Raw genomic sequence first — 15,164 nt, forward strand, 5'->3', positions numbered from 1 at the left:
GAAAATAGGCAGAAATGTTGTATGCAGAAGGGATACGACAGCACGCCCTTCACGGAGATTGCCAAAGCAATATAGCAAAAAGCGAGTGACAGGGTCACTCGCTTTCATGGTTATCGCACTTATTGTCATCTGCCAGCGCAGTGGCACAGCGGTCAGGCAATGTTAGAAACGGTAGTTGAACTGCATGGAGTAATACGTGGCTTTTGACTGGGTTTTGGCATTGACATCACCCACCAGGGCACTGTGCTCGATAAGTGATTCTTCAGTGCCACATACCTGGGCAACCCCCAGGTCAATGGTCATGGCATCAGACAGCTGGTAGCTGGCGCCTACGGTATACCAGTGACGGTCAGAATCCGGAATGGACAGTGAGCTCAGCTCATCCACTACGCCGTTGTCAAACATGTAACCGGCGCGTAATGCCAGGGCATCGCTTAGCTGATAAGTGCCCCCCAAACTGAATAGCCAGGAGTTTTTCCAGTGATATTTTTTCAGTGGTGCAGTGACATCCGTGGCGGCTTGCACACCGGCATAATCGCCACTGGCAATGGTGGCCGTTCCCTGTTTGGTGGTGATCTGATCGAAATGCCCCCAGAAGGTGTACTGGGCAGTGTAATGCAGGGCAAAACGTTCTGTCAGCTGATGATAACCGGCAAACTGGGCAATATCTGCCAATGGCACTTCCAGTTTGTTGAAATCAATGGCCAGTTGCTGGGTGCCCAAGCCCGGAAGCTCCTGGTTGTTGATGACATTGATATCCCCTTTTACCGTCACGGTTGGGCTGAAACGGTAGCTCAGGCCAAAGCGGTGCTGCGGGTTAAGCTCCAGCGTGGCGCCCACAATGCCGCCAAATCCCATGCCGTCGGCATCCACATTGACCAGCGGGATATTACCGGCATCACGGGTCAGCTTGCCTTTCCCGTAAATGGTGTCCAGCCCGGCGCCAATGCTTAACATGTCATTGACACGGTAAGATACGCTGGTGTTAAGGGTGACGGTGGTCACTTCCGTTTTGCCAATCAGATCATAAGGGGCGATGCTGGCACCGTTTAACAATGAGCTGGTGTCTGTCCCGGTACCGAAATTGGAGAATGCGGCCACCCCAACGGCCCATTTGTCATTCAGCGGATGCACATAATAAAAATTGGGGATCAGCTTGGTGCTGCCCGCATCCTCAATGCCCCCGAGATCAATTTGTCCGCCGGCAAAATTCACGTCCTTTACATCCACTTGAATGTCTACATACGTGAGGCCGGCAGACAGGGTCGGCCGGTCAAACAAGGCCATGGCGGCAGGGTTGCGGGATAACACGGATGCGTTATCGGCAATGACCGCATCACCGGCAAAGGCGCGGCCCATGCCGCTGGCAGACTGGCTGTTCAGCTGAAAACCGGCAGCGTGTGTTTGTGTTGCAGCCAACAACAGGCTGACCGTCAGAAGCGATTTTTTAAAATGATTCATCTGATAATGGTGCTCTTGATAGTGTTGTTTTTATTTGTTGGCTGACACCAACTCCCCCGAAAATTAGCTGGCATGTTAGGGGGATGTTTCTGAGGGAACAAGTCCGACCAGATGCGTACACTTGTTCCACTTAATGCTTTCGGCATTTGTGTGCGCCAGTTCGCTAAAAAAATCCGCTGTTAACAAACGTCTTGTGCGGAAAATTTTCCAATAGTTGATTGATTTTAAGGTATAAATTAAAAATTATGCTTTGCAGGGGATAGCGGCCAAGGCCCTTGGCTTATCCATTACCCGTTAAAAGAGGTTAGCGAACAGCTGTACGCTTTGTTGGTCAAGCGTTGGGGAAGGAGCTGCCGTCAGGTTGCCGGGCTGTAACATAAAAACATTTGATAACAGCAGGATAGTGGTAGATGCTGACGCCGGTTTTGCCTTGGCGTCATGAGAATGTTTTACCGTGTTAATCTGTTTGTCACTGGCGCATACCATATATAACGCTGGCGGCTTGGCCGGGATTTTATCCATGACCGATACAGGGGATGTTTGATGAAACTGAATAAACTAGAACGTTATGTGGTGCGTCATCCGGCACGGCAATGGTTGCAATTGCAACTGGAGCAGCCGTTATTGCTGGGGCTTTTCAACCATAACCTGCCGGCGGTGGAACATGCCCTGGAAATCGGCTGTGGGTTTGGCCAGGGGATCACCTTGTTGCGTAAGGGCTTTGGCGCGGCGGCGGTGACCGCCGTGGATTTGGATGAGCAGATGCTGCATTACTGCGCTGCCCGTTATGCCGGAAAATCCTGGCTGCAGTTGACCCAGGCGGACGGCAGCCAGTTACCGTTCATGGATAACCGCTTTGATCTGGTGTGCGATTTTGCCGTATTCCATCATATTCCTGATTGGCAGCGCGCCGTATCGGAGGTTTTTCGCGTGCTCAAGCCCGGCGGCGCATTTGTGGTGGAAGAGTTGTACCGGGCCGCGATTTGCAATCCGCTGAGCCGCCGCCTGTTTGAGCATCCCCAGCAAAACCGTTTCAATCATCATCAATTGCATCAGTGCTTGCGCGCCGCGGGCTTTGATATTGCCAACAGCCGCCATGTGTGGGGGCTGGCCGGGGTAACCTTGGCCATAAAACCGGCAGGTACGTTTCAGTAAGTCTGTGGCTTGCCCAGGCATGACCCATGCCGCCCTTGCACAAGGGCGGCAGTCGGATTGCATCAACGGCGTTGCGAGGTGCGGTTACAAGGCTGCTTGGGTTTTGTGCAATTTCAGCCAAAAGGCTTCCTGGCAATGATTGGTGAAGTTTTTCACCATGGGCGTAATGTGCAAATGCTCAGGCTTGGCAATAATCCGGTAGCTAATCCAGCACTCTTCACACACTTGATCATCGGCAACGTCAATGTGGTCGCGCTCAAGCTGTTTTTGTAACGTGACTCCGTTGGCAAATTCCACCACCCACTCATGATGTTCAATGACCACGCCATCATCTTCGCTGTAGGTTTCAGAAGCGGTTTGTGCCGCGATGGCCGGGCCGTTTTGGGCATCCTCAAGGGCTAATGCATAGGTAAAAAGGTGATTCATTCCGTGTGACCGTTTGTGTGATGGCAGTTTTCCCGCCAGCCTTTTCCCGCCCGATATGGGCTAAAGGCTGTATGCCGGATGTCTGCAGGAGGGGCATCATAACACAATAAAAATATTCATGAAGTGGTTGGAACGTCTGGTGCCAAACCTGGTGATTCACCTTAAGGTTTTGGCGATTGCACTACCCATATGAGCTGTGATGGCGCCACCTCCAGTTGTTGAGCCAGGTTTACAAAGCGTTGTTTGATGGCGTCATCCACCTGGGGCTGGCGTGACAGCAACCATAAATATTGGTTACTGGGTCCCATCACCACCGCATGTTGATATTGGCCGGCCACCGGCGACTGGGGGATCAGGGCATGGATTTGGTAAGCCCCGTAAAAAGGCCGGAAAAAACTGACCCGCAAGCGGCCGCGCTTTTCCCCTTCCATGAAATAGGCAACGCCCTTTGCGGTTTGCCATGCTTGTGTCTTGGGGTTATAGCCCGTGTTGGTCACCCGAATGGCATCGCCATCCAGACGGTAATGGGCTTGCACGTGGGTTAAATCACGCTCAAAACCATGATCAAGCCTAGCAATTTCATACCATTGCCCCAGATAAGCCTGAGTTTGAAAATCCTCCACCACGGCAATTTTTTGCGCCATCAGTGTGCAGCCGCTCAGTAACAGGCAGCCCCATAGCCACCCGCGGCTGGCGAGACAACGTAACATGCTTGGTAACGGTGACAGTTTCATGTTCAGGCTCCTTCATCGGGGCATCAGGCATCAGGCATCAGGCATCAGGCAGCAACAGGGGCTGTATGACAACATTATGGCGCATGGGAAAAATTTGGGGTGGCGCATGCTGCTGTAGGCGTTATGTCGTTATAATCCTTGGCTGTATCACACCTTTTAGCAGTATTAACGGGAAGTCTTGGTTATGGCAAATATTCTGGAGTCCGTGGATCAGCACACGCAGCTGGTGGGTGAAAACCGCCTGGAGCTGCTGCTGTTTCGCATCAATTCGCTGCAACTGTTTGCCATCAACGTGTTTAAAGTGAAAGAGGTGGTCAAGCTGCCTCGGTTATCCCAAATGCCCGGCAGCCATCCCGCCATTTGTGGTGTGGCCAATATCCGCGGCACCTCCATTCCGGTCATCAACCTGCGCCAAGCCATTGGCTTTAAACCCATGGACCCAACCGCGGCGGATGCCAATTTGATCATTACCGAATACAACCGCACGGTGCAGGGTTTTTTGGTGGGCAAGGTGGAGCACATCATCAACATCAACTGGAAAGATGTGATGCCGCCACCACAAAATGCCGGGCACAACCATTATTTGACCGCCATTACCAAAGTGCAGTATCAGGAACGCACCGAGCTGGTATCCATTATTGATGTGGAAAAGGTGCTGGCGGAAATCATCCATTACGACGTGCAGCTGGATGCCGACCTGCTGGATGAAACGCTGTTGCTGCAAATGCAGGGGCGCAAGGTGTTGATTGTGGATGACTCGCCCACCGCCCGTCATCAAATTCGCGACACCTTGAGCCAGATTGGGTTGGAGGTCATTCAGGCACGGGACGGCCAGCAGGCACTGGACATGCTGCGCAGCTGGTGCGACAGCGGCAAACAGCCCACCGATGAAATCCTGATGATGATTACCGATGCGGAAATGCCGAAAATGGACGGTTATCGGCTGACCCATGAAATCCGCAGCGATAAACGGATGAGCCAGCTGTTTATCGTGCTTAATACTTCGCTAAGCGGCAGTTTCAACCATGCCATGGTGCAAAAGGTGGGTTGCGATCGCTTTATTTCCAAGTTCCAGCCGGATTTGCTGGTGTCGGCAGTGCAGGAGCGGATGCGTCAGTTACTGGCACAGTGATCGGCCATGAGCTCGCGCATCACCTGCCGCTTGCAGGCGGCAGGTGATGCAATATGTAATCTGGCCAGACGCACGGCATAGGCAAAGCGCTGCTTGCCCAGCAGGGCCACAATGCCGCTGAGAAAGCCTTTGTCCAGTGTCATGGCCTTGCTGTAGTGCTCAATGGCGGCAAATACCGAGCTGTAACTTACCCCGTCAAACATAAAGCGGGTATCCGCTTGGGTATGTGTCAGGGCCACGCCATCAAGCTGTAACGGCCAGCCGGCAAAATTCAGCCGTCCTTTGGCCACCTCATACATGAACCAGGCACTGCGCTGAAAACACTGCAGGGTTTTGCAGGTGAAATCCGCCTCTGCCAGCTCTTCTTGAGTCCAGTTAAGGCCAATGGCCAGATGCTTGCTGTAGCGGCGCATCAGCGCATCCTTTACTGCGATGCGGCATTCTTGCAGTGACGTGAGCGGCTGTTTTTTGGCAAGTTCCCGACACTCTTTGCAGGCCGGTACCGCCAACGCGGGATGGGGCGCATGGGGCTGGGCATGATATTCAAACAATAAATGACAAGGCTCGCCACAAAACCAGCAATGGTGGCGAGCCTCAAAGGGAACATCAATGACGGGTAACGGCATTACGCTTCAGCGGCTTCCACATCCGCCAGCAACTGCCCCAGCTCGAAGGCTTCCAGCTCGGTGCAGTCATCTTCATCACGCCAGTCAATGCCCACCAGTACATCGTCCTGATTCAGGTCTTCCACCCAGTATTCCAAAAACTCATCCATGCTGATGGTGGTTGGCACGAACCCCGCCCACTCTTCATTGCAATGGCTTTTTGCCAGTTCGGCCTCTGACCATAACGGCATCACGTCAGCGTCTTCATATTCGCTGGAGTCACACACCAGCCACTCTTCGTTGGTCGGATCCTGTAACCCCCATAATTGTGCGGTTTCACTGATGTTGGCGATAAAGCGTTGTACTACCGGACTGACTTCACTCATGACTAGATTTCCCAAATAAGATGACGTGGTTCATTATACGTTATCACCGGCACCATCCAAGCAGCTTATTTGCAAGATGGCGCAATCGTTTAAAATTCGGCTAATTGACCCATGATAGGCTGCCGGGGGCTTAAAAAATGGTAAACCTCTGGGTAGGATGTCCTTTGGTACCCAACAACAGCACAAGGAGTCTGTTCGTGGTCAAAATTATTCCCTGGTTATCTTTGGCATGGGCATTTCAGGCGGCTGCCGCGCCTGCAACCGCCGACATCGACGGCGCCGTGTCACAGGTGGCGGCCGATTTCCCCCAATGCATCGTGACATTTTCCGAGCAGGCCCGCCGCGAAGGCATCTCGGAGGCCATCATTCAATCCCATGTGCAGCCACTGCAGTTTGTGAAGCGTGTCATTGAGCTGGATCGCCAGCAACCGGAATTCACCCAGACCTTTGCCGGTTATTTTGACAAGCGGGTCACCGATTGGCGTGTGAGCAAAGGCCGGGAGCTGTTGGCCGCGCATCGGCCCTTTTTGCAACAATTGACCGCGCAATACGGCATTCCGCCCCAATACCTGCTGGCATTCTGGGGCATGGAAACCAACTATGGCGGCTATAAAGGCAAAATGCCGGTGCTGGACTCCTTGGCAACGCTGGCCTGCGATCATCGCCGCAGCGCATTTTTTACCAAAGAGTTGATGACCGCCTTGAAACTCAGTCAGCGTTACGGCTTTGCTGCTGCAGACATGCAGGGTTCCTGGGCCGGGGCCATGGGCCATACCCAGTTCATGCCCAGTGCCTATGCCCGTTATGCCGTGGATGCCAACGGTGACGGCAAGGCCGATTTGTGGAACAGCACTGAAGATGCCTTGGCATCCGCAGCCAATTTCTTGCAGCATCTGGGCTGGCAACGTAACGAACGCTGGGGCAGGGAGGTAAGACTGCCCAAAGGGTTTGACTACACCCTGCTCAATGAACAACTGCCCTTGGCGCGCTGGCAACAACTGGGGTTAACCAGTGCCAGCGGTCAGCTGCTGCCACAGGCACAGATGCAGGCCAGACTCTATCTTCCCGCTGGGCATCAGGGCCCGGCCTTTCTCGGCTACCAGAATTTTGACGTGATTAAACGCTGGAACCGCTCCAATTTTTACGCCATCAGCGTGGGACATCTGGCGGATCGCATTGCCGGTGCCGGGAAACTGCACACCCCGGCACCGCAACAACCCAGGCTGAGCCATCAGCAAATAAAGGCGCTGCAGCAACAGCTCAACGCCTTGGGGTTTGACAGCGGCACTCCGGATGGCATCCTTGGCAGCAACTCCCGCAACAGCTTGCGGGCATTTCAGGCCAGCAAAGGCCTGATTGCCGATGGATTCCCGGATGAAGCCACCTTTAAAGCCCTTGGCTTGAACCCCTGATGCCGCCTGTCAGGCGGATAAGCCGTTAATGAGGCCCATCACATGAAATATGCATTATTTAACGCGTCGCACACTCAGGAAGTGATCAGGCTGTTTCACGGCGTATTTCAGGCATCAGAAGGCTCGGCATCGGCGCAGGTGATGAGGGATTTTGTCACCCGCCTGATTGCAACCACTGCCGATGATGAACTCATCGGCTGCATTGCAACAGATGATGACTGCATTGTGGCCAGCATCTTTTTCAGCCGTTTTGACGTGCCCAGTCAGCAAGTGGCATTCATTTTGTCACCGGTTGCAGTACTGACCGAGGTGCAGCGCCGCGGTATCGGCCAGCAGCTCATCCGTTACGGCCTTGAGCATCTGCGCGCCCTCAACGTCGAGTTGGTGTTTACCTACGGCGACCCTGCCTATTATGCCAAAACGGGGTTCATGCCGCTCAGTGAAAAACAGATAAAAGCGCCCTATCCATTGACGCAGCCCATCGGCTGGCAGGCGCAAATGCTTGATGGCAGCCCGCTGCAAGGGATGCAGGGCAAGACCCAATGTGTGGCTGCCTTGGATGACCCCGCATTATGGTAGGTGGCCTCGTGGCGTAAATGTGAAACCTGCTGCTGCGGATGCCATCCCTTTCTGTGAATATCACACCGGAAGGGATAGCCGATGGGCAAATCTAGGTACCGGATCACCCATCGGCCGGAATACAACAGCGCCCAGCGCCATTGATAGAGTGAACCCCAATGGGATTCGGCTGACCGGATTGATTTTGTCAACAAGGTCCTCTTACCGTTAACGACAATGGGATGTATTTTGGTTTAGGAAATTTAACAAGTCCTGCCTCCCACAGTAGCCGCTCTTTGTCCGTCTATTCCACCATGAACTCGATGGGTGTGCCGTCACAATATGGGAGTAGTCCATAATTAGAGGTCTCACCAGTTTTCCCGCTTTTTTAGAGACAACGGCAATCATTTTGGGTTGCAGTATGACCAAAATCTTATTTAAGGTTTTTGCCGCAATTTCTTTATCTTTTTCATGGAGTATGATGCTCTTTCCCGGAAATTCTGCTGGACGTTGGAAATAGTTGAAATAGGCAATAAAGTCGATGGTGTCTCGATAGTCATCCAGCTTAAACATTGACGCTGTATTGAACGTGGAAAAAAGGTTGCGATATATAGCGTGTCCTTTTGCGCTGAATTTTTTTCGTTCACCTGTAGCCATGTCGGTAGATCTTCGTCTGAGAATGCCGGATGTGTCTATCCAGTTAATTCCGTTTTCATCTGGGCAAGCGGCGGCTAGGTGTTTACGAAGTGCCGTTTCACAGCCATTATACCAAGCAGCTGCCTCGTGCTGATATGTGGCGCCCTTTGGCAGGTAATGGCTCTCACCAATCACCAAGATTCTATGTTTGAGGTATTTTGCGCCTATCCATGGCATAAGTCTTGGGTATTTCATGAAGTGGGTTACTTCAGCCAGTGCTGACGTCATTTCTTCTCTGGTACTCATTAGATTTCTTTATGGTTAGCCAAAACTTATGTAAGGCGTTGAACTTTATTGTCTGAATTTGGGTGTTGTAGCCAAATAAAATTGGCCACATTTTTATATGGCCAGCCCGCGATGACGCAATGTTACGGTGCCTGCAGCAGGGGAGCGATACTGCTGATGGTCAGCGGGTGATAGGCGCTTTTGGCCCGGTTGAACAGCTGTAATGCCCAGGGCTTTTCTGACGAGGTGGCCAGTTTTTCATACAAGGGCTGCACCAGGCGCAAGCGGCCGATGCGGCCAAGGTAATCCCCCAGGGCAGGTTTTACGGCAAAATATTGGTAATCCAGCGCCAGTGAAAACCAGGCGAAGGCGATTTCGTCATTGGCAGTGTGGCTGAAATCAAATTGCCTATCCAGCGCCTTTAACTGGGCGCTTGTCAGCGGATTGCCGCTGGTGGGGGCGGGCATTTGCTGCAGGAAATGCAGCCATTGCTGGGCATTCCAGGTGCTGGTGGCAAGCTGTGAAAGTGTTTTCTGTTCGGATAACCATTGTGCTCTGGCTGCATCCACCGGCATGAAAGCGGCGGAGGTGGGCACTGGCGTGAAATCCGCCAATCCCTGGCCATACAGCCACACATGGATGTCTTTTTGGCTGACAATACCCGGATAACGCTGTAGCAGGTGTTGTTGCAGGTATTGCTCAAAACGTTCCGTATCAATGCTGCCAAAGGCAAAGTGGTCAAAATACTGCTTCACGAAGGCGTCAAAATGTTCCCGCCCGAATTTTTGCTCAAGGTACAGTAAAAACAGCTGTCCCTTGGTATAGGGAATGCCGCTAAAGGCGCTGTCCGGGTCGGTGCCGTGCAAATCCACGTACAAGGAGGTGAGTGCGGGTGGCAGTGTTTGCATCTCTTCGCGCAATTCGCCATAGGCGATGGCCCGTTCCATCTGGGCGCGGGGTTTGCCGTAAAGATCTTCCACCACCCGGTTTTCCACGTAGCTGGTAAAGCCTTCATTGAGCCACAGATCCTGCCAACTGGCGTTGGTGACCAGATTGCCGGACCAAGAGTGGGCCAGTTCATGGGCAATCACGCTAACCAGACTGCGATCGCCGGCAATGACCGTGGGGGTGATGAAAGACAGTTTGGGGTTTTCCATGCCGCCAAAGGGGAAGCTGGGGGGCAGGATGAGCAGATCATAACGCCCCCAGCGATAGTTACCGTAACGCTGCTCCACGGTGTGGATCATCTTTGGGGTATCGGCAAATTCATATTGTGCCTTGGCCAGCTGCTCCGGCTCAGCCCACACGCCGGAGCGGGCGTCAAACGGGCTAAAGGCCAGCCGTCCGGCGGCAATGGCAATCAGGTAAGAGGGGATGGCCTGTGGCATGTCAAAGCGGGTCACGGTATCACTCACGGGCTGGCGTTCAGCGCTCATCAGCACTGTCAGTCCTTTGGGCGCCGTTACGGTGGCGCTGTAACTGGCGCGGATTGACGGTGTGTCCTGCAGCGGCAGCCAACTGCGGGCATGAATGGCTTCATTCTGGCTGAACATGAACGGCTGCTTTTTGCCCAGTGTCTGGGCGGCGCTGAGCCACTGCAAACCGCTGGCATGGGCGGCACTTACATGACTTATGCGTACCTGTGAAGGTTGCCGGTTTTCGGTGTGAATGGTGAGCTTTTGCCCGAGCACGGCATCATGGGCCGCCAGCGAAAAGGGCAGGGGGTGCCAGTCACCTTGAGCATTGCGCCCTTCCACTTTCTGGATGGTAAGCTCGCGGGTATCGAGCAATAACGGCGCATTGGCGTGCAGCCAGCGTAAATCGAGGGTGGTAACGCCAAGCACCTGCCGGGCGCCAAAGTCCAGTGTCAGTTGCAAATCGATATGGGTGGTTTGTACATCAGCCGTATTGGCATAACTGAAATGATCCGTAGCCGCTTGCAGTTGGGGTGAGACGAGCAGCCATAAAGCCAGCAGCCCTTGCAGCAGATGCTTGTGAAAAGAGAACAACAAAATCAGACTTCCTTTAACATAACCTTCAAAAAACCGGCAGGGGCTGTTTTGCCCTCTGCCAATGGAATGCGCCAGCCATTATAATCCTGCATCCCGCACCAAGGTACATCATGGTGTAAAGTCCCGGGGGATTGAATCTGGAAAATGTAAGGAACTGTCACAATGAAAATAGAATGCGCCGCAGCCCGCTTGCTACTGACCCCAAGAGAATTGCAGGTGCGGCTGCAAAACGCGCCGGTGGTGATGTCGGTATTGGTTGACGATATCCGCTTGCTGGCAACGGCCAACCTGTTGTTGGCAGATGCAGGTGCGGTGCGCTGGCAGTTAACGCTGGACACCCCGGAGCAGCTGCAAATCATTGGGCAATTTTACGGCATAACACCGGAATGACGGCCTGAACTCCCCCCGCATCGCCAATTCGCGGCGGGCAATTGCATCGCTTATCGCATAAAAATCACACAAACAGAAAATTCCCCCTTGAAAAGCCCTTGGCCGCCCTTATCTGATAACTGTCGGCGATAAGGGTTTATGGCTGACACAGACCGCGCCATCGGGCGGTCGTGATACTCAGGGTGCGAAATGGTTCGGCCCGTGAATTTGCATATTGCTTACGAGGATATGACTATGCGTAACTATGATTTAACTCCCCTTTACCGCAGTGCCATTGGTTTTGATCGCTTTGCCCGTTTAGCCGAACTGGCTGCCAACAATAACGGCAACGCAGGTTACCCCCCTTACAACATTGAGCTGCTGGGCGAAAACCATTACCGCATCACCATGGCCGTGGCCGGTTTTGCCATGAGTGAGTTGGAAATCACCAGCGAAGGTGAAAAACTGGTGATTAAAGGCACCAAAACCGCCGAACAGCCGGAGCGCCAATACCTGTATCAGGGCATTGCCGAGCGCGGATTCGAACGTACTTTCCAGTTGGCGGATTTTGTCACCGTAGAAGGTGCCCATCTGGAAAACGGCTTGCTGAACATCGATTTGGTACGGGAAATCCCCGAAGCCATGAAACCCCGCAAAATCGCCATCGGTTCCGGTAACAACATGCTGGAAGGGGAACGCAGCCAAGATGCTGCGGCGGTTACGGCAGATAGTGCTGAATAATTAAACCGCAACTGATAACAAAGCCAGTCTCAATGACTGGCTTTGTGTTTTTGAAGGTGTTATTGATGCCTTACTGACATTAACAAGGGATGCTCATGGAATCGTTGATGTGTTACAAAACCCTGCCGTTATGGCATCAGGATTCGCTGCCGCAAGGGTTCAGGCAGCGCCACAATACCCAGCCCGGCACTTGGGCGCAATTGCAGGTGCTGCAAGGCAGACTCAGCCTGGAATGGCTTGATGACAACGGCGAGGTGACAGGCTGCGAGCACTTTGACAGCGCCCACCAGCCTCCCATGATTGCGCCGCAGCACTGGCACAGGATTAGCGCCGTATCCGATGACATTGCCTGTCAGCTGCATTTTTACTGCAAAGCGGAAGAGTTCTACATCAAGAAAAATTACGAATTGAGCAAAACCCACTCGGAGGTGGTGGCCGCCATGCCATACCTGCAAGGGGGCAAGGCGCTGGATTTGGGCTGTGGTCGGGGTCGCAACAGCCTGTACCTTAACCTGCAAGGGTTTGATGTGACCGGTTATGATTATAACAGTAGCAGTATTGCCAGTTTGCAGCAGGTGATTGCCCAAGAGTGCCTCAGCGGCATCCGCGCCAGCGAGCAGGATTTGACTCAGTTGCAGCTTGAGGGCGAATTTGATTTTATTTTATCCACGGTGGTGATGATGTTCTTGCCTGCCGACACGGTGCCTGGACTGCTCCGGCAGATGCAGCAGCACACCAAGGCGGGCGGCGTCAACCTGATTGTGTCTGCCATGGACACGGAAGATTTTCCCTGCACGGTAGGCTTTCCCTTTACCTTCAAGGCCAATGAGTTGCTTAACACTTACGCTGGCTGGGACATCCTCAAATACAACGAAAATGTCGGCGAGCTGCACAAGCGGGACGCGCAGGGCAATTTCATCAAGCTGCGTTTTGCCACCTTGCTGGCCCGTAAGCGTGACGACTAAGCGGCTGTGTCACCCTTATGGCGCAGCTAGCGTTGTTGTCTTGGGGATTGCCCCCATCATGACCAATAAGCGCTCATAAAAACACCCGCATGATGCGGGTGTTTGTGTTTAAGCATCAATCATCCTGGTTGGAGGGACTATCCCTGTCGCAACATCACTGCATGTTTTCCTGATCGCCAAACTGGCCCACAAACAGCGGTGATGACAGGTAACGCTCTGCCGCTGATGGCAGGATGGCTACAATGGTCTTGTCCTTGAATTCCGGCAGCTCGGCCAAACGCGCCGCGGCCACCACGGCAGCACCGGATGAAATCCCCACCAGAATCCCTTCTTCGCGCATCAGCCGATGGGCCATGGCAATGGCATCATCCGAGGTAACGGTTTCCACCCGGTCCAGCAATGATAAGTCCAGGTTGCCCGGAATGAACCCGGCGCCAATCCCCTGGATTTTGTGCGGGCCTGGCTGAATGGGCTCGCCCGCCAGTGTTTGGGTGATGACCGGCGATTCAGCAGGCTCCACCGCAACAGAGGTAATGGCTTTGCCTTGGGTGTTTTTGATGTAGCGGCTGATCCCGGTAATGGTGCCACCGGTGCCCACCCCGGCCACAACCACATCCACTTCACCGTCCGTGTCATTCCAGATTTCAGGCCCGGTGGTCTTTTCATGGATTTCCGGGTTGGTCGGGTTGGAAAACTGCTGGGGAATGATGTATTTGTCCGGATCTGACTGGCGGATTTCCTCAGCCTTTTCAATGGCCCCTTTCATCCCCTTGGCGCCATCGGTCAACACCAGATTGGCTCCCAGCGCTTTTAGCAGCTTGCGCCTCTCAAGACTCATGGAGCTGGGCATGGTCAATGTCAGCTTGTAGCCCCGGGCCGCTGCCACATAGGCCAGTGCAATACCGGTATTACCGGATGTCGGCTCAATCAGTTCTTTGTCTTTGGTGAGCAAACCTTTCTTTTCTGCATCCCAAATCATGTTGGCGCCGATGCGGCATTTGACGCTGAAACTGGGATTGCGTGACTCAACCTTGGCCAGAATGTTGCCGTTACCAATGTGGTTAAGGCGTACCAACGGGGTATTACCAATTGAATAAGAGTTGTCTTGGAAGATTTTGCTCATGGCTTGTTTAGCTCCTTGTTTAGCATCCCTCAAGCATAATTCCCCTGATGCCAAAGAGAAGTGAATCTTTGTTATGCATTATGCAATTTAGTTATTAAAAATGGCATCTATGTATTACACAGTTATCAGTTTCGGGGGGTGAAAGCTGTGACCTGTATGGCAGGCAGGCGTAAAAAAGCCCACGGCACAGGGCGGTGGGCCAGGGTGTGACCTTGGCAGGGGTTACTCGGGAGCCACATTGGGGTTACGGTAACTGTCCCGGTAACGGGAAACCCACATGGCGGTGGCACCGCAAATGGCAACCGGCATCACAATAAAGTTCAGCACCGGGATCATGGAAAACAGCGTGACCGCCACCCCGAAACTGACACTAGTGCCCTTGGTTTGTTTCAAGGCGAATTTCATGTCATGAAAAGGCACCTTGTGGTTGTCAAAGGGATAGTCGCAATACTGGATGGCCATCATCCAGGCGCTGAAGAAAAACCAGACAACCGGAAACACGGTCTGGCCTGCTACCGGTACGAAAAACAGCAGCAACACGATAATGGCCCGGGGCAGATAGTATTTGAATTTCTGCCATTCCCGGCCGAAAATCCGCGGCAAATCCTTGACCAAATCCATGGCACCGCCGGTATTTAACGGCTTGCCGGTAAGCAACTGCTCGGTTTTTTCTGCCAGCAACCCGTTAAAGGGCGCGGCTATCCAGTTCATCACCGAACTGAAAACGAAAGACAGCAGCACCAGCAGGGTAATGACCGCCAGTGGCCAGAGAATGACATTCAGCCAGCCCAGATATTCCGGCAGGTGATTCTGGATCCAGCCAAACATCACGTCCAGCTGCTGCACTGCAAAATAGATGGCAACCCCGAAAAGCACCAGGTTCACCAGTAACGGGATCAGCACGAAACGGCGCAATCCCGGGCGATTGATCAGGCTGAAACCTTCAATAAAGTAGCTGACGCCACTTTTTTTCAGGTCAAGGGAAGATGGCATAACAAAGCCCTCACACATGAATGATATGATGGAAACAATTTTGAGTAACCCGCCGCACGAAAACAAGCAAAAAACGCCGATAAGTATATAAAAAGCGTTACAAAATGCATGGGGCTTTGTTAAAGTTAACCGTCTTTCCCAGGCTGCGGCACCTGCGGGCAAATACCCATA

The 15,164-nt window shown here is 53.1% G+C and carries 17 protein-coding genes; 7 read left to right on the plus strand and 10 right to left on the minus strand.

Annotated elements, in window-relative coordinates; translation table 11 throughout:
* Nucleotides 1-162 precede the first annotated feature (162 nt).
* Both ACIDEJ_RS02595 and ACIDEJ_RS02600 read right to left on the minus strand, forming a co-directional pair.
* Nucleotides 163-1,461, minus strand: a complete 1,299-nt coding sequence (locus tag ACIDEJ_RS02595; protein WP_411986523.1) for an OmpP1/FadL family transporter — start codon at nucleotides 1,459-1,461, stop codon at nucleotides 163-165.
* A 294-nt stretch (nucleotides 1,462-1,755) separates the two neighbouring features.
* Nucleotides 1,756-1,983: a hypothetical protein gene (locus ACIDEJ_RS02600; RefSeq protein ID WP_411986524.1), complete on the minus strand. Its 228-nt coding sequence runs from the start codon at nucleotides 1,981-1,983 to the stop codon at nucleotides 1,756-1,758.
* Nucleotides 1,984-2,004: 21 nt separating this feature from the next.
* On the opposite strand from ACIDEJ_RS02600, the gene ACIDEJ_RS02605 reads away from it, so the two are divergent.
* Nucleotides 2,005-2,616 (plus strand): class I SAM-dependent methyltransferase, encoded by a 612-nt coding sequence (locus ACIDEJ_RS02605; RefSeq protein ID WP_411986525.1) that lies wholly within the window; start codon nucleotides 2,005-2,007, stop codon nucleotides 2,614-2,616.
* A gap of 84 nt (nucleotides 2,617-2,700) precedes the next feature.
* Here ACIDEJ_RS02605 and ACIDEJ_RS02610 read toward each other — a convergent pair whose 3' ends face one another.
* Entirely contained in the window at nucleotides 2,701-3,042 is a 342-nt protein-coding gene (locus ACIDEJ_RS02610) for a hypothetical protein (RefSeq protein WP_411986526.1), read from the minus strand.
* A gap of 161 nt (nucleotides 3,043-3,203) precedes the next feature.
* Nucleotides 3,204-3,776, minus strand: coding sequence for a lipocalin family protein (locus ACIDEJ_RS02615; RefSeq protein ID WP_411986527.1), 573 nt, complete (start codon nucleotides 3,774-3,776; stop codon nucleotides 3,204-3,206).
* 184 nt (nucleotides 3,777-3,960) lie between these two features.
* Between ACIDEJ_RS02615 and ACIDEJ_RS02620 the strand changes: the two genes are divergently transcribed.
* Nucleotides 3,961-4,908 (plus strand): chemotaxis protein CheV, encoded by a 948-nt coding sequence (locus ACIDEJ_RS02620; protein ID WP_411986528.1) that lies wholly within the window; start codon nucleotides 3,961-3,963, stop codon nucleotides 4,906-4,908.
* Here ACIDEJ_RS02620 and ACIDEJ_RS02625 read toward each other — a convergent pair.
* Entirely contained in the window at nucleotides 4,890-5,534 is a 645-nt protein-coding gene (locus tag ACIDEJ_RS02625; protein ID WP_411986529.1) for a hypothetical protein, read from the minus strand. The genes ACIDEJ_RS02620 and ACIDEJ_RS02625 overlap by 19 nt on opposite strands.
* Complete coding sequence (locus ACIDEJ_RS02630; protein ID WP_411986530.1) at nucleotides 5,534-5,899, minus strand: DUF2750 domain-containing protein; 366 nt, start codon at nucleotides 5,897-5,899, stop codon at nucleotides 5,534-5,536. Before ACIDEJ_RS02630 ends, ACIDEJ_RS02625 begins: the two co-directional genes overlap by 1 nt.
* 197 nt (nucleotides 5,900-6,096) lie before the next feature.
* On the opposite strand from ACIDEJ_RS02630, the gene ACIDEJ_RS02635 reads away from it, so the two are divergent.
* Both ACIDEJ_RS02635 and ACIDEJ_RS02640 read left to right on the plus strand, forming a co-directional pair.
* Nucleotides 6,097-7,311: a lytic murein transglycosylase gene (locus ACIDEJ_RS02635; RefSeq protein WP_411986531.1), complete on the plus strand. Its 1,215-nt coding sequence runs from the start codon at nucleotides 6,097-6,099 to the stop codon at nucleotides 7,309-7,311.
* A gap of 42 nt (nucleotides 7,312-7,353) precedes the next feature.
* Nucleotides 7,354-7,890, plus strand: a complete 537-nt coding sequence (locus ACIDEJ_RS02640; RefSeq protein WP_411986532.1) for a GNAT family N-acetyltransferase — start codon at nucleotides 7,354-7,356, stop codon at nucleotides 7,888-7,890.
* A gap of 207 nt (nucleotides 7,891-8,097) precedes the next feature.
* On the opposite strand, the gene ACIDEJ_RS02645 is transcribed toward ACIDEJ_RS02640, so the two are convergent.
* Together ACIDEJ_RS02645 and ACIDEJ_RS02650 are read right to left on the minus strand one after the other, a co-directional pair.
* On the minus strand, nucleotides 8,098-8,811 hold the full coding sequence (locus tag ACIDEJ_RS02645; RefSeq protein WP_411986533.1) for a hypothetical protein: 714 nt from the start codon (nucleotides 8,809-8,811) through the stop codon (nucleotides 8,098-8,100).
* A gap of 122 nt (nucleotides 8,812-8,933) precedes the next feature.
* The gene (locus tag ACIDEJ_RS02650) at nucleotides 8,934-10,802 is read right to left on the minus strand and encodes a M1 family metallopeptidase (protein ID WP_411986534.1); all 1,869 of its coding nucleotides are present in this window, start codon (nucleotides 10,800-10,802) and stop codon (nucleotides 8,934-8,936) included.
* Between the two features lie 162 nt (nucleotides 10,803-10,964).
* Here ACIDEJ_RS02650 and ACIDEJ_RS02655 point away from each other — a divergent pair, with 162 nt between their 5' ends.
* The 3 genes from ACIDEJ_RS02655 (at nucleotide 10,965) to tehB (ending at nucleotide 12,877) form a co-directional block, all read left to right on the plus strand.
* Nucleotides 10,965-11,192 carry a DUF3389 family protein gene (locus ACIDEJ_RS02655; protein WP_411986535.1) on the plus strand — a complete coding sequence of 76 codons (228 nt, stop codon included), beginning with the start codon at nucleotides 10,965-10,967 and terminating at the stop codon, nucleotides 11,190-11,192.
* Between the two features lie 234 nt (nucleotides 11,193-11,426).
* Nucleotides 11,427-11,912 (plus strand): Hsp20 family protein, encoded by a 486-nt coding sequence (locus ACIDEJ_RS02660; protein WP_411986536.1) that lies wholly within the window; start codon nucleotides 11,427-11,429, stop codon nucleotides 11,910-11,912.
* A gap of 95 nt (nucleotides 11,913-12,007) precedes the next feature.
* Nucleotides 12,008-12,877 carry an SAM-dependent methyltransferase TehB gene (tehB, locus tag ACIDEJ_RS02665; protein ID WP_411986537.1) on the plus strand — a complete coding sequence of 290 codons (870 nt, stop codon included), beginning with the start codon at nucleotides 12,008-12,010 and terminating at the stop codon, nucleotides 12,875-12,877.
* Between the two features lie 154 nt (nucleotides 12,878-13,031).
* Here tehB and cysK read toward each other — a convergent pair whose 3' ends face one another.
* Both cysK and cysZ read right to left on the minus strand, forming a co-directional pair.
* Complete coding sequence (gene cysK, locus ACIDEJ_RS02670) at nucleotides 13,032-14,000, minus strand: cysteine synthase A (RefSeq protein WP_411986538.1); 969 nt, start codon at nucleotides 13,998-14,000, stop codon at nucleotides 13,032-13,034.
* 222 nt (nucleotides 14,001-14,222) lie between these two features.
* Entirely contained in the window at nucleotides 14,223-14,993 is a 771-nt protein-coding gene (gene cysZ / locus ACIDEJ_RS02675) for a sulfate transporter CysZ (RefSeq protein ID WP_411986539.1), read from the minus strand.
* Between the last annotated feature and the right edge of the window lie 171 nt (nucleotides 14,994-15,164).

The organism is Shewanella mytili (assembly GCF_046765975.1).
In the GTDB taxonomy this organism is placed as follows: domain Bacteria; phylum Pseudomonadota; class Gammaproteobacteria; order Enterobacterales; family Shewanellaceae; genus Shewanella; species Shewanella mytili.

Excerpts from the sequence above, each read along its gene's own strand:
- ACIDEJ_RS02600 (WP_411986524.1), bottom strand. The coding sequence starts at position 1,983 with ATGGATAAAATCCCGGCCAAGCCGCCAGCGTTATATATGGTATGCGCC.
- ACIDEJ_RS02610 (WP_411986526.1), bottom strand. The coding sequence starts at position 3,042 with ATGAATCACCTTTTTACCTATGCATTAGCCCTTGAGGATGCCCAAAAC.
- ACIDEJ_RS02645 (WP_411986533.1), bottom strand. The coding sequence starts at position 8,811 with ATGAGTACCAGAGAAGAAATGACGTCAGCACTGGCTGAAGTAACCCAC.
- cysK (WP_411986538.1), bottom strand. The coding sequence starts at position 14,000 with ATGAGCAAAATCTTCCAAGACAACTCTTATTCAATTGGTAATACCCCG.
- ACIDEJ_RS02630 (WP_411986530.1), bottom strand. The coding sequence starts at position 5,899 with ATGAGTGAAGTCAGTCCGGTAGTACAACGCTTTATCGCCAACATCAGT.
- ACIDEJ_RS02640 (WP_411986532.1), top strand. The coding sequence starts at position 7,354 with ATGAAATATGCATTATTTAACGCGTCGCACACTCAGGAAGTGATCAGG.
- tehB (WP_411986537.1), top strand. The coding sequence starts at position 12,008 with ATGGAATCGTTGATGTGTTACAAAACCCTGCCGTTATGGCATCAGGAT.
- cysZ (WP_411986539.1), bottom strand. The coding sequence starts at position 14,993 with ATGCCATCTTCCCTTGACCTGAAAAAAAGTGGCGTCAGCTACTTTATT.
- ACIDEJ_RS02655 (WP_411986535.1), top strand. The coding sequence starts at position 10,965 with ATGAAAATAGAATGCGCCGCAGCCCGCTTGCTACTGACCCCAAGAGAA.
- ACIDEJ_RS02625 (WP_411986529.1), bottom strand. The coding sequence starts at position 5,534 with ATGCCGTTACCCGTCATTGATGTTCCCTTTGAGGCTCGCCACCATTGC.
- ACIDEJ_RS02620 (WP_411986528.1), top strand. The coding sequence starts at position 3,961 with ATGGCAAATATTCTGGAGTCCGTGGATCAGCACACGCAGCTGGTGGGT.
- ACIDEJ_RS02660 (WP_411986536.1), top strand. The coding sequence starts at position 11,427 with ATGCGTAACTATGATTTAACTCCCCTTTACCGCAGTGCCATTGGTTTT.
- ACIDEJ_RS02595 (WP_411986523.1), bottom strand. The coding sequence starts at position 1,461 with ATGAATCATTTTAAAAAATCGCTTCTGACGGTCAGCCTGTTGTTGGCT.
- ACIDEJ_RS02605 (WP_411986525.1), top strand. The coding sequence starts at position 2,005 with ATGAAACTGAATAAACTAGAACGTTATGTGGTGCGTCATCCGGCACGG.
- ACIDEJ_RS02615 (WP_411986527.1), bottom strand. The coding sequence starts at position 3,776 with ATGAAACTGTCACCGTTACCAAGCATGTTACGTTGTCTCGCCAGCCGC.